The sequence below is a fragment of the Acinetobacter sp. UBA3106 genome, from assembly GCA_002365595.1.
GTDB lineage: Bacteria > Pseudomonadota > Gammaproteobacteria > Pseudomonadales > Moraxellaceae > Acinetobacter.
The window spans coordinates 198328-222951 of record DFAM01000016.1 but is presented as its reverse complement, the minus strand read 5'-3'; the positions used below and the strand labels follow the sequence as shown (position 1 = coordinate 222951).

The 24624-nt window shown below is 43.0% G+C and carries 19 protein-coding genes; 9 read left to right on the top strand and 10 right to left on the bottom strand.

The annotated features are described in order from the left end of the window. The 5 genes from B4C48_RS09010 to B4C48_RS08990 all read left to right on the top strand — a co-directional run bounded on the left by B4C48_RS09010 (nt 1) and on the right by B4C48_RS08990 (nt 10619). Nucleotides 1-3699, top strand: a complete 3699-nt coding sequence (locus B4C48_RS09010; RefSeq protein ID WP_291355691.1) for a UvrD-helicase domain-containing protein — start codon at nt 1-3, stop codon at nt 3697-3699. 63 nt (nt 3700-3762) lie between these two features. Continuing rightward, nucleotides 3763-5538 carry an exodeoxyribonuclease V subunit alpha gene (gene recD / locus B4C48_RS09005; RefSeq protein WP_291355689.1) on the top strand — a complete coding sequence of 592 codons (1776 nt, stop codon included), beginning with the start codon at nt 3763-3765 and terminating at the stop codon, nt 5536-5538. A gap of 969 nt (nt 5539-6507) precedes the next feature. Next, the gene (gene rpsO / locus B4C48_RS09000; RefSeq protein ID WP_005007057.1) at nt 6508-6777 is read left to right on the top strand and encodes a 30S ribosomal protein S15; all 270 of its coding nucleotides are present in this window, start codon (nt 6508-6510) and stop codon (nt 6775-6777) included. Between the two features lie 257 nt (nt 6778-7034). Beyond that, a complete protein-coding gene (gene pnp / locus B4C48_RS08995) occupies nt 7035-9122 on the top strand; it encodes a polyribonucleotide nucleotidyltransferase (RefSeq protein ID WP_291355893.1) in 2088 nt (695 codons plus the stop codon). Nucleotides 9123-9383: 261 nt separating this feature from the next. Further along, nucleotides 9384-10619 (top strand): magnesium transporter CorA family protein, encoded by a 1236-nt coding sequence (locus tag B4C48_RS08990; protein ID WP_291355683.1) that lies wholly within the window; start codon nt 9384-9386, stop codon nt 10617-10619. Nucleotides 10620-10718: 99 nt separating this feature from the next. On the opposite strand, the gene B4C48_RS08985 is transcribed toward B4C48_RS08990, so the two are convergent. The 8 genes from B4C48_RS08985 to B4C48_RS08950 all read right to left on the bottom strand — a co-directional run bounded on the left by B4C48_RS08985 (nt 10719) and on the right by B4C48_RS08950 (nt 19144). After that, on the bottom strand, nt 10719-10976 hold the full coding sequence (locus tag B4C48_RS08985; RefSeq protein WP_291355681.1) for a YdcH family protein: 258 nt from the start codon (nt 10974-10976) through the stop codon (nt 10719-10721). Between the two features lie 92 nt (nt 10977-11068). After that, complete coding sequence (locus B4C48_RS08980) at nt 11069-11407, bottom strand: chaperone modulator CbpM (protein WP_291355679.1); 339 nt, start codon at nt 11405-11407, stop codon at nt 11069-11071. A gap of 10 nt (nt 11408-11417) precedes the next feature. Next, the gene (locus tag B4C48_RS08975; RefSeq protein WP_291355678.1) at nt 11418-12383 is read right to left on the bottom strand and encodes a DnaJ C-terminal domain-containing protein; all 966 of its coding nucleotides are present in this window, start codon (nt 12381-12383) and stop codon (nt 11418-11420) included. A gap of 143 nt (nt 12384-12526) precedes the next feature. Next, nucleotides 12527-12994 carry a DUF2147 domain-containing protein gene (locus B4C48_RS08970; protein ID WP_291355677.1) on the bottom strand — a complete coding sequence of 156 codons (468 nt, stop codon included), beginning with the start codon at nt 12992-12994 and terminating at the stop codon, nt 12527-12529. A gap of 432 nt (nt 12995-13426) precedes the next feature. Continuing rightward, the gene (locus B4C48_RS08965) at nt 13427-13882 is read right to left on the bottom strand and encodes a DUF2147 domain-containing protein (RefSeq protein ID WP_291355675.1); all 456 of its coding nucleotides are present in this window, start codon (nt 13880-13882) and stop codon (nt 13427-13429) included. Nucleotides 13883-14094: 212 nt separating this feature from the next. After that, a complete protein-coding gene (locus tag B4C48_RS08960) occupies nt 14095-14970 on the bottom strand; it encodes an Hsp33 family molecular chaperone HslO (RefSeq protein WP_291355673.1) in 876 nt (291 codons plus the stop codon). A gap of 50 nt (nt 14971-15020) precedes the next feature. After that, nucleotides 15021-16862: a monovalent cation:proton antiporter-2 (CPA2) family protein gene (locus B4C48_RS08955; RefSeq protein ID WP_291355671.1), complete on the bottom strand. Its 1842-nt coding sequence runs from the start codon at nt 16860-16862 to the stop codon at nt 15021-15023. A gap of 59 nt (nt 16863-16921) precedes the next feature. Further along, nucleotides 16922-19144 carry a primosomal protein N' gene (locus B4C48_RS08950; protein WP_291355669.1) on the bottom strand — a complete coding sequence of 741 codons (2223 nt, stop codon included), beginning with the start codon at nt 19142-19144 and terminating at the stop codon, nt 16922-16924. A gap of 152 nt (nt 19145-19296) precedes the next feature. Between B4C48_RS08950 and gspF the strand changes: the two genes are divergently transcribed. The 3 genes from gspF to B4C48_RS08935 all read left to right on the top strand — a co-directional run bounded on the left by gspF (nt 19297) and on the right by B4C48_RS08935 (nt 21604). Further along, nucleotides 19297-20502, top strand: a complete 1206-nt coding sequence (gene gspF / locus B4C48_RS08945; RefSeq protein ID WP_291355667.1) for a type II secretion system inner membrane protein GspF — start codon at nt 19297-19299, stop codon at nt 20500-20502. 45 nt (nt 20503-20547) lie between these two features. Next, nucleotides 20548-20985: a type II secretion system major pseudopilin GspG gene (gene gspG / locus B4C48_RS08940; protein WP_291355665.1), complete on the top strand. Its 438-nt coding sequence runs from the start codon at nt 20548-20550 to the stop codon at nt 20983-20985. Between the two features lie 283 nt (nt 20986-21268). Next, complete coding sequence (locus tag B4C48_RS08935; RefSeq protein WP_291355663.1) at nt 21269-21604, top strand: hypothetical protein; 336 nt, start codon at nt 21269-21271, stop codon at nt 21602-21604. A 165-nt stretch (nt 21605-21769) separates the two neighbouring features. Here B4C48_RS08935 and lnt read toward each other — a convergent pair whose 3' ends face one another. Both lnt and B4C48_RS08925 read right to left on the bottom strand, forming a co-directional pair. Further along, a complete protein-coding gene (gene lnt, locus B4C48_RS08930) occupies nt 21770-23329 on the bottom strand; it encodes an apolipoprotein N-acyltransferase (RefSeq protein WP_291355661.1) in 1560 nt (519 codons plus the stop codon). Then, entirely contained in the window at nt 23326-24165 is an 840-nt protein-coding gene (locus B4C48_RS08925) for an HlyC/CorC family transporter (protein WP_291355659.1), read from the bottom strand. Before B4C48_RS08925 ends, lnt begins: the two co-directional genes overlap by 4 nt. 200 nt (nt 24166-24365) lie before the next feature. Between B4C48_RS08925 and tusA the strand changes: the two genes are divergently transcribed. Beyond that, nucleotides 24366-24623, top strand: coding sequence for a sulfurtransferase TusA (gene tusA, locus B4C48_RS08920; protein WP_291355657.1), 258 nt, complete (start codon nt 24366-24368; stop codon nt 24621-24623). Nucleotide 24624 lies beyond the last annotated feature (1 nt).

Sequence of the window (24624 nt, the reverse complement as noted above, 5' to 3'; positions counted from 1 at the left end):
ATGAATTCTCCCCAAACATTAACTCAAATGTCCTTTAACCCGATTGTCGACATGCAGTTCAAAGGGTTGCACTGGATTGAAGCTTCGGCCGGTACCGGCAAGACTTTTACCTTGTCCAGTCTGATGGTGCGGATTTTTCTCGGTCCGTATTTGCCGAATCAGGTGATTGCCACCACCTTTACCCGTGCAGCAGCTGCTGAGTTGAAAAATCGCATTCGGCTGCGCCTGGTGGAAACTTTACGTTATTTCGACAGCTGTCAAACGCTAACTCAGGCTGAAATTCAGCACAAAATCGCGGCTGAATCCGATCCTTTATTCCAGAAAGTTTTAAGCGATTATGCCACGCGCGTCGATTTTGCCCGTGAACGTTTAAAATTGGTGATTGACCAGCTGGATGAACTGTTTGTCGGTACGCTGGACAGTTTTAGCCAGAAGCTGTTACGCGAATTTTCCTTTGAAAGTGGCAAGATTGAACGGGCCGATATCACTGATGATGCCAAAAGTTATACCTATCAACTGATTCATGATGTGCTGCGTGAATGGATTCAGTTGCAGCCACAAAATGTGGTGGATTATCTGCTGCTGAATCAGAAGCTGAAGTCGCAGGACGCTTATGTTCCGGTGGTGGAAAATAGTCTGAACTTTGCCTCGGCTCAGTTTCAGGAAGTACAAGCCCCCGAGCTGGATTTAAACCAGTTTGAACAGCTGGTCGATGAGTTTATCCAGTTGGATTTAGGCCTGATTGCGAGCTTGAGCGATTATTACTCTGCAGATGGACAATATCACTCCATTATTGGTAAAAAATGGCGTATCGATGGCCTGATGCAACGCACCTTGTGTGATGATCTACCGGCCTTTATTGATGCTCTGGCTGAACAGCGTTGCTATGCCTTATTTGCCCCGCATTTTGACAAGACTCTGAAAAATCTGACCGATCTGGCGACGAAAAAAGTCCTGAATAAATGTGCAGAAGAGGTGTTGCATCAGTTTGAACAGCATGCAGTCATGCAGCAGCTGAAATGCTTCTGTGAAGCTTTATCCAAACTCAGCCTGGATCTGGACCTGCTGGATGCCTATTTAAAGTTTTATTTAAGTCGCGAAGTCAAAAAGCGCTTGCCGCAAGTCCTGCAGCAGAAAAGTGAAACCACTTTTGCCCAGCAAATTCGCACGCTATCAGAAGCCTTGCAAGGCGAGCAGGGACTACGTTTTGCCAAGTTTGTACAGGCACGCTATCCCTTAATTCTGGTGGATGAATTTCAGGATACCAACCAGGATCAGGACAATATGCTGGCGCGGATCTGGCGGGACCAGAAGCGCTATATGCAAGGCTGCATGATCATGGTCGGAGACCCAAAACAGGCGATTTATGGTTTCCGTGGGGGCGACATGCTGACTTATAATAAAGCCCGTGCCGATGTACTGTCCAAGCAGGGGCAACAATACAGCCTGCGCCATAATCACCGTTCGGTCAAAGTTTTGGTACAAGCGGTCGATGCCCTGTTTCAGCGGCAAATGGATTTTGGTGAAGAGGTGATTTATAGCCCGGTGGAAGCCGGCTCGCGTTCCCATCCGCCACTCATCGATGCAGAGGGTGAAAATCATCAACCACTGCGCTGGTTATTACTGAATGATAAAAAGGACGAGCCGATTCAGGTCGCCTGGAAAATCCGTGATTTACTCAATCAGGGCATTGAAGAAAAACTCTATCTGTCGGAAAAAACTGGTCCCAGATATCTGGTTGAAAATGACATCGCGATTTTATCGAAAAACCACGACGGTCTGGATAAAGCCCAGTATGAACTGGAGCGCCTAGGCATTCGGGTCAATCGTCCATCGAAACGCAGTGTGTTTGATCATGCTGTTGCCAAAGATGTCGGTGCTGTACTCAGCGCAATCATGCATCCCTATGATGAAGGCAAAATCAAGCGGGCTTTACTCAGCCGTTTATTGGGCTTTAATTTACAGCAACTGATTCAGCTGGAAACCCAGGCTGATGGTTTAAGCCAGTTTATTTGCGACTTCGACTGCATTCGTGAAATGTGGCTGCAAAAAGGCTTTTTAACCGCATGGCAATACTGTCTGAATTTATTTCAGGTGTGGAAAAATCTGGTCGCCACCCAGAGCCGCGATAATGAACGTAGCGTGGTCAATCTGCGTCATCTGACAGAATTGTTGTGTCAGCATAGTGAACAGTATCAGGGTGCGCAAAAGCTCTATCATTGGTATCTGAAACAGCTGCAATCTCCGGCGGAACGTGAGTGGGAACTGGAACGCAAACTGTCGAATGAGGCAGGGGTACAACTGATGACCATTCACCAGTCCAAAGGGCTGGAGTTTAAAATTGTGTTCCTGCTCGGAGCGGATAAAGACTTTAGGGAAATGAACAAAACCCTGAATTTTTCCACCGTTGAGCATGTGCATCCGGTGACTGGGAAAGTGGATATTCAGCGTGTGGTTGCGGTGAATGACAAGCATCTACTCGATCAAAACGCAATTGATCAGCACAATGCCCGTGCCGTGGCAGAGCAGCATCGGCTCTGGTATGTGGCCCTGACCCGAGCCAGCCATCGGGTTTATGCCCTGTTACAGGATCAAGAAGGCAAGTCCAATCATGGCTTGGCTTTCTGGCGCGGGCAAGACTTTGCGCATCCTGCCAGTGCTCATGAAGCATTACTCATGGAAAGACCGGCCAAGCTGCAAGCCAAGCAGCAGGAACTCTTGCCTTTACAGGCATTGGAATTTCCAGCACAGCGTTTTTATCCACGCTCCAAAACCAGTTTCAGTGCTTTGGCCCAGCATTTAAGCCGTAAACAGGCCATGGATGCCTTGGCGGTGAATACCGAGCAAATACCGAGTGCGGCAGATGAAATGCATATAGTTGAGCCGATTGAAACTGTGACGAATCAACCGCTGTCGTGGATCAAACGTAATTTCCCAATGGGCACCGTGGCTGGAACATTCCTGCATGAAATTTTTGAACATATCGATTTCAACGACCAGCAGGATTGGCCTTTAGAAATCCGTCGCCGTTTTAAAAATGATTATCCTGCTTTGTGGCTAGAACTTTCGGCAAAATATGAACAGGAGTTTCAGCAGGTCGATGAAGAACAATTGATTGGCTGGATGAGTGAATGGTTGGCCCAAGTTTTAAGCACGCCTTTACATCAGGATTTTCAGCTGAATCAGCTGGCTGAACATGAATATCTGGCCGAATTTCCATTTTATCTGTCCTTGTCCGATCATGTTCTGGCGATTCAACGGATTCATCAGCTCTATGCTGAACATGGCATTGAAATGCTGGATTTTAACCCCGCCAATTCGGCACGCTATCTCACCGGCTCCATCGATTTGGTGTATTTTGATGGCCAGCACTATCATATTGCCGATTATAAAAGTAACTTTCTCGGTGCTGATCAAACCCATTATCGGGAGGGGGAAATCCGGCAGAGTATGTCGCAAGCCAGCTACTGGCTACAGGCCGGTTTATATCTGGTGGCGCTGCATCGCTATTTAACGGTACAAATGCAGGATTATGAGATTGAAAAGCATCTGGGCGGCGCAAGTTATCTGTATTTGCGTGGCATGAATGGGCAGGCGGAACAGGGCTTTTATCACTGGAAGCCGGAGGCCGAATTTATACTGCGGCTTGATGCTATTTTGGGCTATTTTGCTGAAGATAAAAGCAGCAAGATAGCCTGATTTGTCAAAATTAATGGCTTTTAAACAATAGATTAGGTTGTGGATAACTTTGAGGATAACTGTGTGGAAAATAAACAATATAAAGATGATCAAAGCGCTGCATGGATCAGCACTTGGAGTCGGTTTATTCGCCAGCAGCCGTTTAGTCATACCGCACAGGACGAAAATACCAGCGATATTATTCAGCAAATTCTAGAGTCAATTCAACAAGGTGACAGTTGTATTTCTGCAACTCGGCAACAGGCGGATACACTGCATGATTTAGTGGTTCCAGCTGAGAATATTCAAGACAATAGGCAAGATCAGGTCGCGCCTTTTGTTTTCGATCGGCAGCATTTGTATCTATACCGTTACTGGGCTTTGGAAAATTCACTGGCTCAGCAAGTGGCACGATTAAAACAGCAAACCATTCCAGCGGTTGATCTTTCCGCTTATCCAGATTTACTGACGGATGAATATCAGGTTCAGGCTTTGAAGATGGTGGCGAAGCAGGCACTGAATATTATTACCGGCGGACCGGGAACCGGAAAAACCTATACCTTGGCCCGGATTATTGCCGTGCTGAATCAGGCGATGCCGAATATCCGCATTGCGATGGCGGCCCCGACTGGTAAAGCTGCACAGCGCATGAAAGAAGCACTGCAAAACTCACTCAATGATAAAAAATTGCAAGATTTGGTAACGGATGAGTTAAAGCAGCTCAATCCCATCACCATTCACCGTTTATTAGGACTGGGAACCGGCTCTCAGCCGCGTTTTCATGCCAAGCAGCCTTTGCCCTATGATGTGATTGTGGTCGATGAAGCCTCCATGCTCGACTTAAGCTTGGCCAATATGTTGCTGTCTGCGGTGCCAGATCAGGCCCGCCTGATTTTACTGGGCGATGCTGACCAGTTGGCTGCGGTGGACGTGGGAGCCGTACTGGCTGATTTGCAGCAAGTTCCGGATCTGGCTGAGAATCGCGTTCATTTAGTGAATAGTCGCCGTTTTGAAGCAGGCGCCTTAATTGGGAAAATGGCACAATTTATTCAGACCCAGCAAGCTGTCCAAACCAGCGCAGCATTGCTGGAACAGTTTAAACAGCAAGTGGTTGCGCCCAGTGAAATCCATGCAGTGGCATTGCAAGCTGAAATGCAGGATCAGATTCAGCTGGAATATCTTCCTGCTCAGCTGTCCAGGCAATTTGACCGAACAGCTTATTACGACAAGCTGATGTTAGGTTATCGGGCATATATTGACGCTTTGAAAAGTTATCTCACGGCCGATGAACCTGAACTTTGGGTAACACAGGTGGTCAAGATTTTTGATGATTACCGGATTTTGGCGGCTATTCGCCATGGTGCTTTCGGTTTAAACCAGCTAAACCAGCAAATTGAACAACGCTTGCTGGAGGCTTTATCGCTACAGATGAGCAAACAGGGCGATTGGTATGTCGGCCGTCCGGTCATGATGACTTATAACGATTATCAACTGGGCTTTTCGAACGGGGATATCGGAATCTGCTTTAAGCGTAACCGCGATGGACAGTCGCAGTTTGAGGTTTATTTCCCGAGTCTGGAAAAATGGGTACCTGCAACCCGCTTGCCGAAAAGCATTGAAACGGCATTTGTACTGACCATTCATAAATCACAAGGTTCGGAATTTACCCATACCGCAGTGGTGCTGGATGAAGCGGCGAAAAATTTACTCAGTAAAGAATTACTGTATACCGCCATTACCCGGGCCAAAAAAGTGGTAAGTGTACTGGCCGATTCTGAGACTTTTGTACAAGCTTTAACCATTAAAACCATAAGAAAAAGCGGGGTATTAGATAAAGTTAATAATTTTTTAAATTGTTAACCATAAATACATAATTCTGGTTTTTTGTACGAAATTGCTTACATTAATTCGAGAAATTGGCGCATAGAGCTTTAGTAATGTTTTTGAGATGATGGCTGCACATAAAAAGCTCAACACGGAAAGTTGGGTAAAATCGCCATAATATAATAATAATGTCGAAAGACAGCGAACTTACAATGAAGTAAGGATAAAGAGGAAACTTACAGCCGCTAAGCCTTGTAGTTTTGGGAGAGACTACAGGGCTTTTTTATATGCAAAAATAGGGGATTTATTACAAAAATGATTGGCGGAAACAGCCACTATTTAATCTGCTCAGGAGAAGTAAAAATTAAAAATGCTGAACCTGAATGCTTTTGTATCAGTTCAATATTGTATTTTAGTTTAAGTATTTGATATTTATTGTTATTAATAAAATAGAGCATTACGTGAAGCATAACAAATCTAAATCAATGTACGAAAACACTTACAAAGAGATACGATAAAGTCGACTTTTTTACACAATGTTTTGTGGCAAAATCTACCACATAGGGAAGTAAAACTTCACACACGGAATGTTTATAACAATAAGCGCGAAAAGCGCAAATTACGACTATAAATAAAAGAATAATAATTAAAACATAAGAAACTACAGCGCAAAAAAGCCCAAGCCCAGCTTGGGCTTTTTTTTATCTTAAATACATGAGAGAAAAATAGAAATACGCATTTTTTCATCTGGAAAAACAATTTTGTCTCCAGCTTTTTCAGAATGAAATGGTTGGGTTAATGTATAAATTCAGAGTTAAAGAGAGAAAATAAAAAAAGAAGGTTTTTCAATGCATTGACATAAAAAGATGAAAAGCGGTTTCTCTTTTTGCAATCCCCTGAATTTTCCCTTAAAATAACGCACTTGCTGTAGTGATGCACGGCAGTCAATTGAGAAATCAATTGATTTCTATCAAATGTAATTTTTAAGCATCTCGGAGAAATCGAATGGCTTTAACAAACGCAGATCGCGCAGAGATCGTTGCTAAATTTGCTCGCGCTGAAAACGACACTGGTTCACCTGAAGTTCAAGTAGCTCTTTTAACTGCCCAAATCAATGATTTGCAAGGTCACTTTAAAGAACACAAACACGACCACCATAGCCGTCGCGGTCTTATCCGTATGGTTAACCAACGTCGTAAGCTTCTTGACTACCTTAAAGGTAAAGATGCTACTCGTTACAGCGCTTTGATCGCTGCTTTAGGTTTACGTCGTTAATTCGATTAAACTTATTTTTTCGGACTATTGCATGTTAAATGCCATATTACTGAAAATTAAAGTATATCTGGCCTTGGTTAGGTAATGGGGAAGGGGCGATTGTTTCGCTCCTTCTTTGTGTTTAAAAATAGTGTATTCATACATTTTTATAGTCTAGTGAGGTCGGCTTCTAAGCTTTGTCATTTATACAGCAGATGTGAATGCCAAACCTTAGGGGTCTCCACTAGAATAAAATCAGGAAAGAAAAATACATGTCAATGTTTAATATTATTCGTAAAGAATTCCAGTTCGGTCAACACCAGGTTGTACTAGAAACTGGTCGTGTTGCACGTCAAGCAAACACAGTTGTAATCACTATGGGCGGTGTAACTGTACTTGTTGCTGTTGTTGCTCAACCAAAAGCAAAAGCAGGTCAAGACTTCTTCCCACTGACTGTTAACTATCAGGAAAAACAATATGCTGCCGGTCGTATCCCAGGTGGCTATGGTAAACGTGAAGGCCGTGCGTCTGAAGCTGAAACTTTAATTTCACGCTTAATCGACCGTCCAATTCGTCCGTTGTTCCCAGAAGGTTACTTCAACGAAATTCAAGTAACAGCCACTGTTATTTCTTCTGATAAAACCATGGATGCTGACATTGCTGCAATGTTAGGTACATCTGCTGCATTGTCTATTGCTGGTACGCCTTTCCGTGGTCCGATCGCGGGTGCGCGTGTTGGTTTAATCAACGGCGAATATGTTCTTAACCCGAACTATGAACAATTGAAAGAATCTGACCTTGATCTGGTAGTTGCAGGTACTGAATCTGCAGTGCTTATGGTTGAATCTGAAGCGAAAGAACTTTCAGAAGATCAAATGCTGGGTGCTGTACTTTTCGGTCATGACGAAATGCAAATTGCGATCCAAGCGATCAAAGAATTTGCTGCAGCTGCAGGCGCGGTTGAGTCAACTTGGGTTGCTCCAGTTAAAAACGAAGAACTTCTTGGTAAATTGAAAGAAGCATTCGAAGCGAAAATCTCTGAAGCTTACACAATTGCAGTTAAGCAAGACCGTTATGCGGCACTTGATGCGCTTTATGCAGAAGCAGTTGCACAGTTTGTTCCAGAAAATGACGAAACGGGTATTGCGGACGAAGTTAACGAATTATTCGAAGACTTAAAATACCGTACTGTTCGTGACAACATCCTGTCTGGTAAACCGCGTATCGATGGCCGTGACACCAAAACAGTTCGTGCCCTTGATGTACAAGTAGGCGTTCTTGACCGTGCACACGGTTCAGCATTATTCACACGTGGTGAAACTCAGGCCTTGGTAACAACGACTTTGGGTAATACACGTGATGCGTTGATGGTGGATACCCTTGCAGGTACCAAAACTGACAACTTCATGTTGCACTACAACTTCCCTGCATACTCTGTAGGTGAAACGGGTCGTGAATCTGGTCCTAAACGTCGTGAAATCGGTCATGGTCGTTTGGCGCGCCGTGGTGTTCAAGCCGTGCTTCCACCAGCTGACCGCTTCCCGTACGTCATCCGTATCGTATCTGATATCACTGAATCTAACGGTTCATCTTCAATGGCGTCTGTATGTGGTGCTTCATTATCACTTATGGATGCAGGTGTTCCACTTAAAGCACCAGTTGCGGGTATTGCAATGGGTCTAGTGAAAGAAGGCGAGCGTTTCGCAGTTCTTTCTGACATCTTGGGTGATGAAGATCACTTAGGTGACATGGACTTTAAAGTAGCCGGTTCTGCAAACGGTATTACTGCGCTTCAAATGGATATCAAGATCGAAGGTATCACTGAAGAAATTATGGAAGCTGCATTGAACCAGGCTTATGCGGGTCGTATGCACATCCTGAACGCAATGAACCAAGTGATTTCACGCGCTCGTCCTGAAATTTCTATGCATGCGCCTACATTCCAAGTGATCAACATCAACCCTGACAAGATTCGTGACGTAATTGGTAAAGGTGGTGCGACCATCCGTGCAATTACTGAAGAAACTAAAGCAGCGATTGATATTGAAGACAACGGTACAGTTCGCGTATTTGGTGAAACCAAAGCTGCTGCGATGGCTGCTGTTGCGAAAATCCAGGCGCTTACTGCTGAAATCGAACCAGGTACAATCTATACCGGTAAGGTTATTCGTATCGTTGAATTCGGTGCGTTTGTAAACATCCTTCCAGGTACTGATGGCTTGCTTCACATCTCTCAAATCTCGAACGAACGTATTGCCAACGTTGCAGATGTATTGACTGAAGGTCAAGAGATTAAAGTACAAGTTGCTGATGTCGACAACCGTGGTCGTATCAAATTAACCATGAAAGACATCGAACAAGCATAAGTGTTTGAATTTCACATGGGTTAGCTCATGTGAATGAAAAGATATGAAAAAGCCTTGAGCTTTGCCAAAGCAATCACTTTGGCTGGCTCAGGGCTTTTTTATGGGCAGAAAGAAAATTCGATTTAAAAGATGCACTTCCAGTTGTATGTTATTGCTTAATACTTTCTCGCCGCTCATAATTTTATCGCAGCTAGTGGGATTAAATTATTGCAATTTCCATCAGTTAGACAATATAAGAAAGTACCCTAGAGAATTGTTGATATGCAGGTTTATTATTTTTACCAACATCCTATTGAGCAGCATATTTTTGTACAAAAAAACCAAAATGCCCAAGCTGAACCAGTTTTTGTATGGATTGATTGTACCCGAGAAGATGTAGTGAACCGTGCAGATGAATGGCAAAAAGAAATCTACCAATATAGTCAGCTGATGTTAAACGAGTTTCATCTAAAAGATGTTTTGAATCTGGAACATCCGTGTACTTTCGATAGCATGGAAGATTATGACCTGCTGATTTTTCGTAAACTGATTACACCTGATGATGACATCAAGACCGGAGCACAAGCGCTGGAACAGCATGAAAAGATGTTTGGTTTGGCCACGACACCGGTGAGTTTTATCATCACGCCGCAAGTGCTGGTTACTGTGCGTGAACAGGGCAATAGGGCAGTTGAGAATTATATTTCACGGATAGAAATGAATTTCACCCGTACTGTACAAGATCAAAATAAATCACGTAAAGTTTCCTCCACGCCTTTAGATTTAGCTTTACGTTTGCTGAATAGTATTATCGATGGTTATTTGGATTTACGAGTACCTTTAACCCGACGTGTAGAATTTTGGCAGCAAGAATTACTCCAAGGTCACCGCAGATTTACCAAATGGGATCAGTTATTCCAGGAAAGCATGTCTTTTCAGCAAGTAGAGAATCTCTGTGAAGAACAAATTGATGCCTTACAGGAACTGCGGGATGAAATTGTCGACAATTATCCACATTTAAAAGGCAAGAAAAAATCTGAACGGCAAGATATTATGCTGGTGCGGATGGATGACCTGGTCAGCCATGTAGGCCGAATTCAAAAACATACCATTCGTTTGCGTACCTCTATTCAGGCAGCCATCGATTTGCATTTTTCTGCCATTGCCAATCAGACCAATGAAAATATGCGAATTTTGGCCATTATTACCGCAATTTTTGCCCCTCTAACCTTATTAACCGGGATTTATGGAATGAACTTTGAGTTTATTCCAGGCTTAAAATCTCCCACCGGGTTTTGGAGCATGCTGATGGTGATGCTGATCACGACGGCACTGCTGGTGTATTATTTTTATCGTCGCCATCTGGTAGGCCGCGGGGAAAAAAGCGTCATCGATTTATTGGCCCAGCAGCATCAAGATCAACACGTAAACCTGTTCTGGTTTTTAAATTATGAGCCGATCAAGCAATCGGTCAAAGACACCATGAAAGAGGTTGAAAAACTGACCAAGTTAAAATAAAAGGTCAGTTTTTATCTATCCTCACTGGGCCTATGCACAATCCAGCGCAGTTCAATCAAAGCTCAACATGGTTTGTCCCATTTTTTGCAGGCTTAAAGCTCAACTTACTTGAGCATTCTGGGCCAGAATTTTGTAAATTTCATCTTTCATTTTGAGCTTCTTGCGTTTTAATGAATCAATATCTTCATTAATCAGATTAACCGGATTGAGTTCAAGCTGAGTGATCTCCTTATCTAATTCCTGATGGCTCTCAAATATTTTAGCGAAATGAGGATCTTCATGCCGTAATTTATGGATCAGTTCCTGATGTTCAGGAAACATTTTCTTCACTTTCTTATTGCATTCTTTGGTTTTCATAAGCCTAGATTATTCTCCAGCGTTGAATTTCAGAACAAAATAGCCACCCGTACCTGATCTATAGACGGTAGCCAGGAGGCAGAAAAGTTGCTTTAAGCATCTTTGATATTCAAGTGTTTGACCTGTTTACGTAATTGTTGCACTTCATCTATTAAATCGAGCATCATTGCCACCGCAGAGAAGCTGGCATCGAAGTCACGCTGCAAACGGTAGGCCCGACGTGCACGTGAAACATCATCACCAAAAAATTGATGAATTCTTTCTTCTGGACGGGTGTCTAAAATATCGTATTCAAGCAGTTGTAAAACCCATTCCGGACTTTGTCCACACGCATCGGCAAAATGCTTTAAATCAAAACTGTAATAATCATCAATGACATCTGGAGGATTAATTTCATCAGATATAATTTCACGATAATGAATAGTGGTCATGATGTTCTCCTTAAACATTGCGAGGCTTAAACGTTGCAAAAGTTTCAGAAAAAGCTTGGTAAGCCTGCTGTTCATGTTCAGTGTGTGCAGTTGGATACACGATATTTAAAACCAGATACAGATGACCGGGTACTTTGCTCGGAATCCCTTTGTCCTTGAGCCTGAGTTGTTGACCCGTTTTGGCATTTTTAGGCACATTCACCTGAATTTTTTGTCCTGCGGGCGTGGATATTTCAATGCTTTGCCCTAAGGCTGCTTCCCAAGGGGTGATATTCACGTTGTAATAAATATCGGCGCCTTCTACCCGCATTCGTGCTGTGTCCTTATAGTGAATTTCAATATACAAATCACCATTTTTGCCGCCATTGATGCCAGTCTGACCTTGACCACTCAGACGGATGTGTTGACCTTCTTTCATGCCTTTAGGAATTTTGACCTGTAAAGTCTTACGCTGAACTTCAGGTTCGCCATAGGCGTTTAAAGTCGGAATCTGCAAGGTAATCTGTTGGGTTGAACCGTGATAAGCAATTTCGGGATCAATTTCTATACTGGCATGTTGATCTTCGCCCTGATAACTGCGCTGTTGCTGTCTTTGCTGCTGTTGATATTGATAATTACCGCCGCCAAAACCTGAACCAAAGCGTCCAAACAGATCTTCAAAACCACTAAAATTGGAATGCTGCTGATTAAATCCCTGATTATAAAAATGGGCATTATCAAAACCACCGGTTCCTGTCTGTGCCCCGGATTGATAAAAAGCCTCTGGATGATCGAGCTGAAAATCATATTCAGCTTTTTTTTCTTCGTTGCTTAAGGTGTCATAAGCCACATTAATACTTTGCATCTTTGCTTCAGCATCACTCTCTTTACTCACATCAGGATGATATTTTCGAGCCAGTTTCCGGTAGGCTTTCTTTATTTGATCCTGGGTGGCATTTCGGCTAATGCCAAGAACTTCGTAATGACTTTTAGGCATAAAATGAGAAGCTAAAATTGATTATGTTTTAATCATTATTATGCTTTTCATAAATCTGAAACAGTATAGAACTGTACCTTATTGTTTCAATTCATGACAAAAAAAGGCCCCTTAACAGGAGCCTTGGTAAATCATGAGTAAGATCAATATTTAATCCAGGTCACGCTGCGGCCAATCACCGATACACCAACATAACCACGCAGGTTTAAGTGCTTGCCACTGGCACTGAGGCGTGCTTTGCCCTTGTAGACTTTGCCGCCAATCGGGTCAAGTACACGACCATGATTAAATTCGCGTGGGTTATCTGGATTCTTTTTAAATCCCCAAATAAAAGGCAAGCCAATAAACGGTTTATTTTTTAAGTTGCCTGGGCAGTTTGAACAAACCCCCATCTTTTCTGTACCAGGAATGTTACGGGTCGCCACGATAATTCCTTCATAGGTACCATCCGGCTTTTTGCTAATTTCTACATCGGCACGAGAGTAACCGGTTCGGTCATCAATGGTTTTCCATTTGCCCACCAAGGGATCGTTATCGTTTTCTGCAAAACTCAATGAAGATAGGGTTGCTAATAGTATCCCCGCCACAACGCCTTTATATAAATTCTTCATTAATTCCCCCTTTGAACTGAAAGTTTTATATTTTTAGAGTAAAACGCCTAATTTATAACGATAAGTATCTATAAAATCAAATGGTTAAATTGCTAAATAAGTCACATAAATAATTGATTGTGTTATGTGGGTTATTCTTTGAATTTTTTTTGATTAAAAAGTACCCGATTTGAATATTAAAACTTTAAGTTTTTAACCAATTGATATTTTAACTGAAGGTAAAATACATTTTTATTTACTGCATGAAATATTATTATTTTTATAGGTATTAATAATAAAATTTATCGTTTGATATAAATAAACAGGTAATAAAAGATAATTTATTGCTTGAATATAAGAGCGGAATTGAATAGATATTTAAGATTATAAATAGAGGCTGCACAAGTTCCTAACCGGGCTGAGGTAAAAACTTGTGCTGAAGGTGAAGCATGGTTAATCCACTCTAATCCAGGACACGGTTCGGCCAAGCAAACTGGTGCCAATATAGCCACGTAAGGTCAGGACATTGCCTCGTGTATTCAGACGTCCTTTGCCTTGATAGACATGACCTGAAAGAGGGTCAAGTACCTTACCTTCAATAAATTCATCTGCTTTTTTAGGATTTTGCTTAAAACCTGACAAAATAGGTAAGCCAATCAGTGGGGCATTTTTAAGCGCACCTTTACATTTTTCACAATGATCAAGGGCAGTACGGTTCGGAATGGCATGGACTTTAATAATTGTTCCCAGATAGCCGCCATTTTCTTTTTTGGTAATAAGAACGTCAGCCCGAGCATAGCCTGTTTTGTCATCAATGGCTTTCCATATTCCCACTAAATCGAGTGTTTTTGCATGAATAAAGGGACAGGCCAGAAGTAATAATATACTGAGCATTATTTTTGTGTTCATATAGTCGATATTCCCAATTATTAATTTATTTTTATGCACTAAAAATAAAGCATTATTTGAGTTTATTTTGCTTTATTTTGAAATGAAATTTTACGCTAAAATATTTTAAATACAAGTGTAAAAAAACAATATAAAAAATAAGGTATTTTATTTTTTAAAATAAAAAAAAGAGCAGCTATTATAGCCGCCCTATTTTATTGACTTGCATAAAATCAACTGAGGTGTTTGCCAAATAAACCAAAGGCTTCTTCAGCAGTAAAAGTGTAGCGGGTGCTACAGAACTGGCAATCCATGGTAATCGGGTTCTGGAACTCTAAAGTTTCACGCACTGCCTCTACACCAATTTGAATTAAGGCATTGGCACAGCGTTCTTTAGAACAGGTACAGCCAAAGCTTAATGGTTCCGCTTCAGGCAAGCGTACATCTTCCTCATTGTACAGACGGTACAGAATTTCAGTCGGTTCAAGATCTGTGAGTTCTTCCGCTTTTAAAGTTTCGGTCAGCATGGTGAGGCGTGGCCAAAGGTCTTCATCCACACGTTGCTGTTCTTCTTCGCTATTACGTGGCAAGAGTTGAATCAACAGACCACCTGAGCGTTCAGCGGTGCTGGCCAAAACAATTTTCGTTGGAATTTGTGCAGACAAATCATAATACTGCATTAAACAACCGGCCAAGGTATCGTGCTCGAGCGCAATAATGCCTTGATAGCGTTCCCCAAATTCAGGCTCGATATTAATAAACAGCACTGGATTGACTAGCGCATTCAACACCTTGCTGCTGTTTTCTGCCTGGAAAAAACGCGGATCTTCTTCGTAATCGGCTGAAGCTCGGATTTCACCGCGATGGTTACATTCCGCCATAGCCCATTTGAATGTACCAGCTGCCTGAATTTGCAGGCTGATGCGGCCTTTGATTTTCAGGGTGCTGGCTAATAAAGCAGTGGCACTGAGCATTTCCCCCAAAAGAATTTGAATGGCTTGCGGATAATCACGTTGCGCAAGAATCGTTTGCAAAACGCTTTCAAGATGGACCACTTCACCACGAATCGGGCAATTTTCAATATAAAAGCGTTGACGTAATTCAGACATAAATTTCTCCAATAGCCCGTGTTAATGGTGTCTATATTGTAAAACACAAGCTAGTTACTATCATCTCTTGTGACATCAATACGCTGATGTGCTAAGCCGCGTTGCAAATTGACGCCAATCGGTTCTTGACGAATCTGGGCATCGCTTTCAAATAAATGTTCCAGTTCTGCTAGCGCATTACGATGGGTTTCATAAATCTTCTGCTCATCAGTATAAACCCGTTGTTGTTGAAGCAATAATTTCTCATCGTAATCACGGAACAGTTCGATACTCTTATACGCATCTTCTTCGTTCACATCTAACTCACGTAAAGCGCAATAAGCCATCCCGAGGGAGGATAAATACGTTTCACGCCAGATATGTTCGACACCTAAATCCCGCAGTAAATGCACATGATGACGGTCTCGGGCACGCACTAAAAGTTTTAGCTGGGGATAGTTCAAGCGAATATGACGTGCCACATTCATCGAGTCTTCAATATCATCAATCGCAAGTACAAAGACTTTGGCGTGTTCAATGCCGGCGGAACGTAAGATATCGGGTTGTGTGGCATCCCCATAGTATACCGTACCGCCATAATTTCGCACGAAATCGACTTTTTCCAGATTACTGTCGATAGCGGTAAACGACTGGTGCTGTAAATGGGCAATACGGGCTATGATCTGTCCGAAACGGCCAAAACCGGCAATGATCATCGGGTTATGCGTATCGGGAATTTCATCATAAACAGGAGTTTTTTCTTTATCAATGAATGGAATAATCCAGCGGCTAATCAGCCAGTACAGCATTGGGGTGAGCACCATGGAAAGGGTCACAATCAATGTGATAGGCTCAAGCATCGCCTGGGTGATGACTTTTTCACTACTGGCAACTTTCAGCACCACAAAGGCAAATTCACCACCTTGAGATAAACAGGTCGCCAGCAGCAAGCTGTTGCGCCATGAATATTTTAAATAACGGGCAATGGCAGTCAGGGTGACGCTTTTCACCAGCATTAAAATGAATGCACCGCCAATAATCAGCCACGGCATATCAACCAGCAGGGATAATTGGGTGGTCATGCCAACCGTCATAAAGAACAGACCCAGTAACAGTCCTTTAAAGGGCGCAATGCTGGCTTCAAGTTCGTGACGAAATTCGGAATCTGCCAATAGTACCCCAGTTAAGAAAGCCCCCAAAGTGGTACTGATGCCGAGCACATCCATCAGTGCAACCACGCCCAAGACAATAAACAAACCGACCGCTGTAATCAGTTCATGTGCGCCACTTTTGGCCACAAAGCGGAAGAAAGGACGCATCATATAGCGGCTAAACAGGAACAAACCGCTAAAGGTCGCAATGATTGCAGCGAAATAGGCAACGCCATGATGGGTTGATTCAGTACCGGCCAGTAATGGAATAATCGCTAAGAGCGGAATAGCGGCGATATCTTGGAATAGTAAAATAGAAAACGATTGCTGCCCGAAGGTGGTATTCAGTTGCTGCTTTTCTGAAAGCAATTGTAGGACAAAAGCTGTAGAGGAAAGGGCCAGTGCCATGCCAATCACAAAGCTGGCAGAAAGACTCTGGTTTAAGGCAAAAAAGATCAGTAGGGCCAGAATAATGCCGCTGATACCGACCTGCAAGCTACCCATCAAAAAGATCGATTTACGCATTTCCCACAGTCGTTGTGGACGTAGCTCCAGACCAATAATGAACATCAACAAAATAACGCCAAATTCAGCCAGTTCCTGAATCGCTTCCGGGTCACTGGCCAGATTGAATACGCTGGGACCGAGCAAAATACCGGTAAACAAATAGCCGAGTACGGTGGCAATGCCAAAGCGCTTGGCTAAGGGAACCAAGAGTAGCGAAGCACCAAGGAAAATCGTAATTTGTAACAGTAACGACATCGATCCGTCCTAGAATTTATTCTCATTTCAAAAAAATTGAGCAAAGCATGAACTTTGGCTTAGCTTAATTCCTGAGGGTCTATATCCAGTGTAAGTTTCATGGTTGAGGGCTTTTGATGCAACATGTTTTGCCACCAGGCACGAATATAAAAATGTAATCGGGCACGATCTTGCGATAACAGTACCATATGCGCCTGATAACGCCCGGCTTTACGTTCCATTGGGGCGGGAATCGGTCCCCAGATATCAATCAGGTTTTCAGAAATCTGTCTGAGCGCTTGGGCATGCTGCTGTAAAAATTCCTGGTTTTGTTCCTGACTTTTCGATTCACAGCGAATCAGTGCTGCATAGCGAAAAGGCGGTAACAGTGCTGATTGACGTTCTGTTAAGGTTTGCTTAGCAAAATGCCGGTAATCTTTTTCAATTAAGGTATTGAGTAGGGGATGATCGGGTCTCAGGGTTTGTAAATACACTTCACCTTTGCGTTCACCCCGTCCGGCACGGCCAGCGACTTGGATAATCAGTTGCGCCGTGCGTTCGGTAGCACGAAAATCCACGCTGAGCAAACCTGAATCAATATCCAAAATAGCCACTAAAGTGACATAAGGAAAATGGTGTCCTTTGGCCAGCATTTGCGTGCCGAGTAAAATAATCGGTTCACTTTTCTGGATTTTGTCATAAATTTTTTGCCAGCTCCCGACCCGGCTGGTGGAATCGCGATCGACCCGAATCACATCGAAATTGGGGAATAATTGTTGCAAGTGTTCTTCCACTTTAGCTGTGCCCAGGCCAATGGATTTCAGTTCCGTATGCTTGCACTGCGGACAATGATCGGGCATACGATGAATACTGCCACAATGGTGACAATGCAAATGCTGATAAGGCTGGCGATGCACGGTAAAATTGGCATCACAATGCGGACACTTCGCTTGCCAGGCACAGCTTTCACAAATCAACACCGGAGCATAACCACGGCGGTTTAAAAACACCAATACTTGTTCTTTTTTATCCAGCCGTTTTTGAATTTCATCAATCAGGCTTTGACTGATGCCATTCTGTTTTTGTGCAATTTTCAGATCAATCAGATGAATCTTGGGCATCAGTGCTACACCAGCCCGCTGATTCAGCTCTAAACGGGTCATTTTCCCCGATTCTGCCAGTGCATAACTTTCGATACTCGGGGTAGCTGAACCCAAAATAATCGGACAGCTTTGTAAATGAGCCCGATACATCGCGACATCACGGGCGTGATAGCGAAAACCTTCCTGCTGTTTAAATGAAAGATCGTGTTCTTCATCGAGAATAATCAAGCCTAGATTAGGCAGCGGGGTGTAAATGGCAGAACGGGTACCTAAAATAATCGAGGCTTTACCGGTTTGCGCCGCTTGCCAGGCTTGTAAGCGTTTAGAGTCATTCAGCCCAGAATGCAGCAGCACAATATGGCCGTGAAAGCGCGACTGGAAACGGCTAATGGTTTGTGGTGTTAAACCAATTTCAGGCACTAAAACCAAGACCTGTTTACCTTGTTTCAGCACCTCTTGCATGATCTGTAAATAGACTTCAGTTTTGCCGCTACCGGTAAGGCCATCGAGTAAAAAGGCCTGATATTTTTTCTGTGCTTTCAATACCTGTTGAATGGCATGCTTTTGATCTTCATTGGCCGTGAGTGGCATTTGCGCCAGTGTGACCGGTTGCGGACTAAAATCCTGATTTTCCAGCACACACTCCACAATGGCTTTTTTTTCCAGAGCTCTGAGTGTCGCCGTTTCAATGCCGGCCAGATTTAAAATATTTTCTGTGGTTCCCTGAGGATGTAATTTCAGAATTTTATAGGCTTGTTGCTGTTTTTCGGAACGTGTCACTTTGGCTTCAGCAGCTAAATCCAAAACTTTCCACATGCGGGCCAATAAATTATACGGTTTACCCTGGCGTAGAAAGGTGGGCAAGGCACTTTGAAAAACTTCTCCAATCGGAAATTGATAATATTGTGCTGACCAGGTGAGCAAGTTTAAGGTTTTTTGATCTAAAAGCGCTTGGTCGTCCAGCAACTCGGTAATGGCTTTGAGCTTAAAATGTGGATCAATCGGAGTATCTGCTGGTAATTTTTCAACAATAATCCCGACCAGATTTTGCCGTCCGAATGACACGGCAACACGTGCTCCGACTTCAGCTTGCTGATATTGTTCAGCTGTTACGGTGTAATCGAAACAGTCATAGATATGTACAGGTACAGCAACACGAATACGATAAATGTCAGTTGGCGTCGATGGTGTATTTGGCATAAATAAGGGTCAAAAGGTCCTGATCAAATTTCGTCGTGCTCAAGATCGAGTTATGTTAGAGTGAACAAATCATTTATATCTCAGAATATGAATGATTTTGGTGGTCAGACGCAACAGCGCTGAAGGAAATTTTAGAAAATTAGAGCATCACAATGCCTGCATACCAATTTACTGCCATTGATGCTTCAGGGAAGCAGCAAAAAGGCGTGCTAGAGGGTGATTCTGCACGTCAAATCCGTCAACAGCTCAGAGACAAAGAGCTGATTCCAGTGACGGTTGATCCGGTTGAGCAAAAAGATAAACATCACTCAGCAGGCTGGTTTCAGAAAAAAATCACCGCCTATGATTTGGCACTATTTACTCGTCAACTTTCAGTGCTGGTGGCAGCTGCCATTCCTTTAGAGGAGGCGCTGCGTGCTGTAGGCAAGCAAAGTGAAAAAGCTCATGTACAGAATTTGCTGATGTCGGTGCGCTCCAAAGTCATGGAAGGACATTCTCTGGCCAATGCCTTGCAGCAAGCCGGACGTTTACCTGACTTATATATTGCCACCATTGCCGCAGGTGAACGTTCGGGACATCTGGATTTAATTCTGGATCAGTTGGCAGATTACACTGAAAACCGCTTTGCCATGCAGAAAAAAGTGCAGGGTGCGATGATTTATCCGATTATTCTCATGCTGATGTCCTTTGCGATTGTGATGGGGCTGATGACCTATGTGGTTCCCGATATTGTAAAGACGTTTGATCAAAGTAAGGGTGCCTTACCATGGATTACGGTGGCACTAATGAAAGCCAGCGATTTTATCCGGGTGGCCTGGCCATTTTTGCTGGTGGCAAGTGTGCTTGGTTTTATTGCTTTGGCGCGTTTTTTAAGAACATCTGCCGGGCATTATGCTTTTGACCGTTTAACCCTCAAATTGCCATTATTTGGTAAATTATCGCGTGGTATAAATGCAGCACGTTTTGCCAGTACCTTGTCGATTTTGACCCAATCCGGTGTGCCTTTGGTGGATGCCCTTAAAATTGGCGCTGCAGTGAGCAATAACTGGGTGATCCGTGATTCGGTCAATCTGGCAGCGGAGAAAGTCACCGAAGGTGGCAATCTGGCAACGCAACTGGAGCGCAGTGGTTATTTCCCACCGATGATGGTACAAATGATCAAAAGTGGTGAAACCTCAGGTGAGCTGGATCGAATGCTGGAGCGTGCCTCGACCATGCAGGATCGGGAAGTCACAACCCTGATTTCAACACTTCTTGCACTACTTGAACCGTTAATGTTGGTGTTAATGGCAAGTATCGTTTTAGTGATTGTGATCGCGGTGATGTTGCCGATTGTGAATATGAACAATATGATTTAACTGATTTTACATTTTATAAAGATAATGATTGTGCGAGAGAGTGAGATGCAAGGGAAACGATATCAAGTGAAGCAGTCTGGCTTTACCCTCATTGAAGTGATGGTGGTGATTGTAATTTTAGGCGTATTGGCGGCGCTGATTGTTCCTAATGTGATGGGGCGTGGTGAAAAAGCCAAGGTGGATACTTCTGCCATTACCTTAAAAGGGGTAGCAGGTGCTTTAGACCAATATAAACTGGATAATGGTAAATATCCTTCTATGCAGGATGGCGGTTTAGATGCACTTGTGAATCAGCCGGCTTCGGCTAAAAACTGGATGCCGGGTGGTTATGTCAAAGGTGGCTATCCAAAAGACAGTTGGGATAATGATATTCAATATGTGATTCCCGGTGCGGAAGGCCGTGCATTCGATTTATATTCTTTTGGTGCTGATGGCAAAGAAGGCGGTGAAGGAACAGATGCCGATATTTATTATCAACCTTAATTCAAAATCATTATTTATTTTGAGTTAATAGAATATATCACTTCACTTAATCTAATGGATCAATACTAAGTGAAGTGATAATAAATCTTAATTATAAAATATATTTTAAGTTATTGAATTTTAATAATTTAGTATAATAGTCGTTGTTTGAGAGTTATAATAAGAATTATTCCCATATTTGATAGTTACAATAATACTTAAATGGGGATTGAATTAGACTTTCTATTTATTCAAAAGCTTGCATAATGTTCTAAATGGCAACAATTTTGCCGGGGAGAATGGAATGAAAGCATTAATCATATCGGATGAAATTAATCAATTTCACTGGGCAATGCTCAAGTCTGTTCTTTTAATTTTAAGTTTGCTTCCGATCAGTCAGGGCATTTTCACTTTATGGAATGCAACGGAAGGAAGCAGCCAGATCATGGTAGGCTTTTTTGCAATTAGTGTATTGAGCGCATTATTCGTTTTGTGTTTCTGGTCTGCATTAAAAGCCACTGTATTAAACTTAAAACAAGAACATGCTTCAGCCTTAGAGCACAGTGTTGTAAAAATTTATCGTTATATTCCCATGCTATTTTTAACTGGCATGATGTCGTATTTGGTGACTCAGCTATAAATTAAGTTCGATAAAAAACCGAGGCATTGACCTCGGTTTTTAGTGCCTTTTTATTCTTTCTCTCTCTGGGATAAAGAATATATTCCGCAAGAGGATGAGGGCGATTAATCATAAATAATTTACCTCTCCCTAGCCCTCTCCTAAGAGGAGAGGGAACACTTAAAGCTAACGCCGTGATTTAAACGAGATATCCACCTGACGTGGACGGTAAATCCAACCTAGAATTAACAATAACAATGAGAAACCCAGAATAGGCCAGTCACTCAGACGCATATACAAGGTTTCGCCCTGCATCGCAGGCAATTCACCACGAAGAATCGCTGTTTGATCAGTCGGTGCCTGTTTCACAATATGCCCGTTGTGATCAATAAAGGCTGTTACACCAGTATTGGTAGCACGAATAAACCAGCGTCCATTTTCTTTAGCGCGCATTTGCACCATTTGTAAATGTTGCCAAGGTCCTGCCGTTCCGGTAAACCAGGCATCATTGGAAACGGTGACCAGGTAATCGCTTTGGCTGGCGTTGCGACGGGTCAGGTTGGGATAAGCCACTTCATAACAGATCGCAGCACCCAGCGCATGGTTTTTAATATCGAGTGGTTTCTGGTCACGTGCTCCACGAGAAAAACCGCTCATAGAAGGGTCATTCTGTAAAGCAGGCAGTACCCAGCTCAGCCAGCCCGATAAAGGAACGTATTCACCAAACGGCACTAAACGCTGCTTTTTATACAAGCCTTCAGATTCATCACCCGAAGCCATAATACTGTTGTAGTACATCGGGCGTTGTTCAGTTTTTGATTCTTTCAAATCCCAATAAGGAATACCGGAGACCCAGGCAGTTCCCGTTTTATTGGCCTGAACTTTCATGGCATCTAAAAAGGGTTCTATATCAGTCTGGAACATGGGAATGGAAGATTCCGGCCAAACGATCAGATCACGTCCCCATTCAGTCCGGCTTAAGTTGGCATAGATCATCAAGGTCTTGACCTGATATTCAGTCAGCCATTTCAGGTCTTGCGGAATATTGCCTTGAATCAGGGAAACGGAAAGTGGTTTCTCATCTTTTTCTTCAACAAATTGAAGATAAGAAGCTCCCCAGGCACCCAGCAGTAAAATGGCTGAAGGAATGACCCAGAACAGGCGTTTATTTAGAATTTCGACCAGTGCGCAGGCCAGTATAATGACCACAAACGAAACACCGAAAATTCCGAATAAGGGCGCATAGCCATCCAGAAAACGCTCGGTAAAGGCATAACCGACAAATAACCATGGAAAACCGGTAAATACCCAGGTCTTTGCCCATTCAAAAAATACCCATAATGGGGCAAAAGTTAGCGGTGTTTCCGAGAAAAAGCGACGGTAGATCCAGGTTTGCAATGCGGTAAATAAACCCATGACCAAGGCCATAAAGGCAATCATCAGTACACTTAAGAAAGCACTGGTATCACCATAGACATGGATTGAGGTATATAACCAGAAGGCACCGACAAACCACAAGCCAAAACCATAAGCCCAGCCAATGAAAAAGGCTTGTGGCGCAGAGCGTTTACGCAATGACGCGTAGAGTAAGGCTGGAGACAGCAGGGCCAGCCACCAGTAATAATAAGGCGCCAGTGCAAAACTGAACACAGCACCTGAAAAAAGCGAAATTAAAAAGGGATAAATAAAAGGGAGCTGCTTGTGTTGTTGAGATGAATTTAACAGCTTATCAAAGTAAGTTCTCATTTACGGACAGCTCGAATCAGATGAATAGTACGGGCATCTGCTTCTAAAATGGTGAATTCCCAATTCTCAAGTTCAATGACTTGACCTTGTAAATCGCTGACTAAACCAATTTCTTGAAGCAATAAACCGCCGACAGTTTCTACTTCATCATCAGAAAATTCAGCATCTAAAACATTGTTAAAATGTTCAATTGGTGTAAGTGCTTGAACTAGCCAGGTATTCGGCGTATGCGGATCATTGTCCGGAATAATATACTGGGCTTCTTCATCGACCTTGTCATGCTCATCTTCAATTTCACCGACAATCTCTTCTAGAATGTCTTCCAGTGTCACTAGACCCGAAGTGGTGCCGTATTCATCAATCACCACTGCAATGTGGGTTTGAGTATTTTTCAGCATCCGCATCACTTGGTCAGAACGTGCACTTTCTGGCACAAACAGTGGTTGGCGCATTAAGGCACGAATGTCCACTTTGGTTGTCGGCTCAGTCAGGAATGGTAAGAGGTCTTTGGCCAATAAAATCCCGACCACATTATCCGGCTGGTCAGATGAAAACACAGGGAAGCGTGAATGTGCCGATTCAACCAGTACATGCAGAATATCGAGTAGCTGATCGTCTTCTTGCAAGCTGATCATGGCCGTTCGCGGGGTCATGACCTCACGAATTTTAGTGGCAGGCAGGTCAAGTACACCTTCAAGCATGGCCACGGTATCGGGTTCTAAAAAACGACGTGAATCTTGTACTAATTTTAGCAGTTCGTCGCGAGTTTCGGGTGCTGTACCCAACCATTTGCGTAAGCCGCGCATGCCCCACGACGGGCCTGATTCCTCGTGCATGATCTTTCCTAAAGACTCTTAATATCTAAAAAACATAATTTTCATCATACCGTAGAAAATACAGTTGTCTATCGCTAATATTGGTCTAAATTATGGGTAATTGAGTCAAAAAAAAAGGCTATCTCCTTAATTTTGTTACATATCACCGGGTCTTTATGTTTATGCTAAAATAATTGCAGATTTTAAACCTGAGTTTTCTGATGTCTGAACCCTCTGTCACTCCCAGCATTCAATTAAATACCCGTGGATTACGTTGCCCTGAACCGGTAATGATGTTACATCAGGCGATTCGTAAATCTAAGTCTGGAGATGTCGTTGAAGTCTTTGCCACAGATAATTCAACCTCTTGGGATATTCCAAAATTTTGTATGCATTTGGGGCATGAGTTGTTGTTGCAGGAAGAACGACTGGATGAAAATGGTAATAAAGAATTTCATTATTTGGTGAAAAAGGGCTAGC

What these genes read in the sequence shown, in the direction of transcription:
- lnt (WP_291355661.1), bottom strand. Translation starts at nt 23,329, where the DNA reads ATGAGAACTTACTTTGATAAGCTGTTAAATTCATCTCAACAACACAAG.
- B4C48_RS08970 (WP_291355677.1), bottom strand. Translation starts at nt 12,994, where the DNA reads ATGAAGAATTTATATAAAGGCGTTGTGGCGGGGATACTATTAGCAACC.
- B4C48_RS08985 (WP_291355681.1), bottom strand. Translation starts at nt 10,976, where the DNA reads ATGAAAACCAAAGAATGCAATAAGAAAGTGAAGAAAATGTTTCCTGAA.
- pnp (WP_291355893.1), top strand. Translation starts at nt 7,035, where the DNA reads ATGTTTAATATTATTCGTAAAGAATTCCAGTTCGGTCAACACCAGGTT.
- B4C48_RS08990 (WP_291355683.1), top strand. Translation starts at nt 9,384, where the DNA reads ATGCAGGTTTATTATTTTTACCAACATCCTATTGAGCAGCATATTTTT.
- rpsO (WP_005007057.1), top strand. Translation starts at nt 6,508, where the DNA reads ATGGCTTTAACAAACGCAGATCGCGCAGAGATCGTTGCTAAATTTGCT.
- B4C48_RS08960 (WP_291355673.1), bottom strand. Translation starts at nt 14,970, where the DNA reads ATGTCTGAATTACGTCAACGCTTTTATATTGAAAATTGCCCGATTCGT.
- B4C48_RS08925 (WP_291355659.1), bottom strand. Translation starts at nt 24,165, where the DNA reads ATGCACGAGGAATCAGGCCCGTCGTGGGGCATGCGCGGCTTACGCAAA.
- B4C48_RS09010 (WP_291355691.1), top strand. Translation starts at nt 1, where the DNA reads ATGAATTCTCCCCAAACATTAACTCAAATGTCCTTTAACCCGATTGTC.
- B4C48_RS08965 (WP_291355675.1), bottom strand. Translation starts at nt 13,882, where the DNA reads ATGAACACAAAAATAATGCTCAGTATATTATTACTTCTGGCCTGTCCC.
- B4C48_RS08980 (WP_291355679.1), bottom strand. Translation starts at nt 11,407, where the DNA reads ATGACCACTATTCATTATCGTGAAATTATATCTGATGAAATTAATCCT.
- gspG (WP_291355665.1), top strand. Translation starts at nt 20,548, where the DNA reads ATGCAAGGGAAACGATATCAAGTGAAGCAGTCTGGCTTTACCCTCATT.
- gspF (WP_291355667.1), top strand. Translation starts at nt 19,297, where the DNA reads ATGCCTGCATACCAATTTACTGCCATTGATGCTTCAGGGAAGCAGCAA.
- B4C48_RS08955 (WP_291355671.1), bottom strand. Translation starts at nt 16,862, where the DNA reads ATGTCGTTACTGTTACAAATTACGATTTTCCTTGGTGCTTCGCTACTC.
- B4C48_RS08950 (WP_291355669.1), bottom strand. Translation starts at nt 19,144, where the DNA reads ATGCCAAATACACCATCGACGCCAACTGACATTTATCGTATTCGTGTT.
- tusA (WP_291355657.1), top strand. Translation starts at nt 24,366, where the DNA reads ATGTCTGAACCCTCTGTCACTCCCAGCATTCAATTAAATACCCGTGGA.
- B4C48_RS08935 (WP_291355663.1), top strand. Translation starts at nt 21,269, where the DNA reads ATGAAAGCATTAATCATATCGGATGAAATTAATCAATTTCACTGGGCA.
- B4C48_RS08975 (WP_291355678.1), bottom strand. Translation starts at nt 12,383, where the DNA reads ATGCCTAAAAGTCATTACGAAGTTCTTGGCATTAGCCGAAATGCCACC.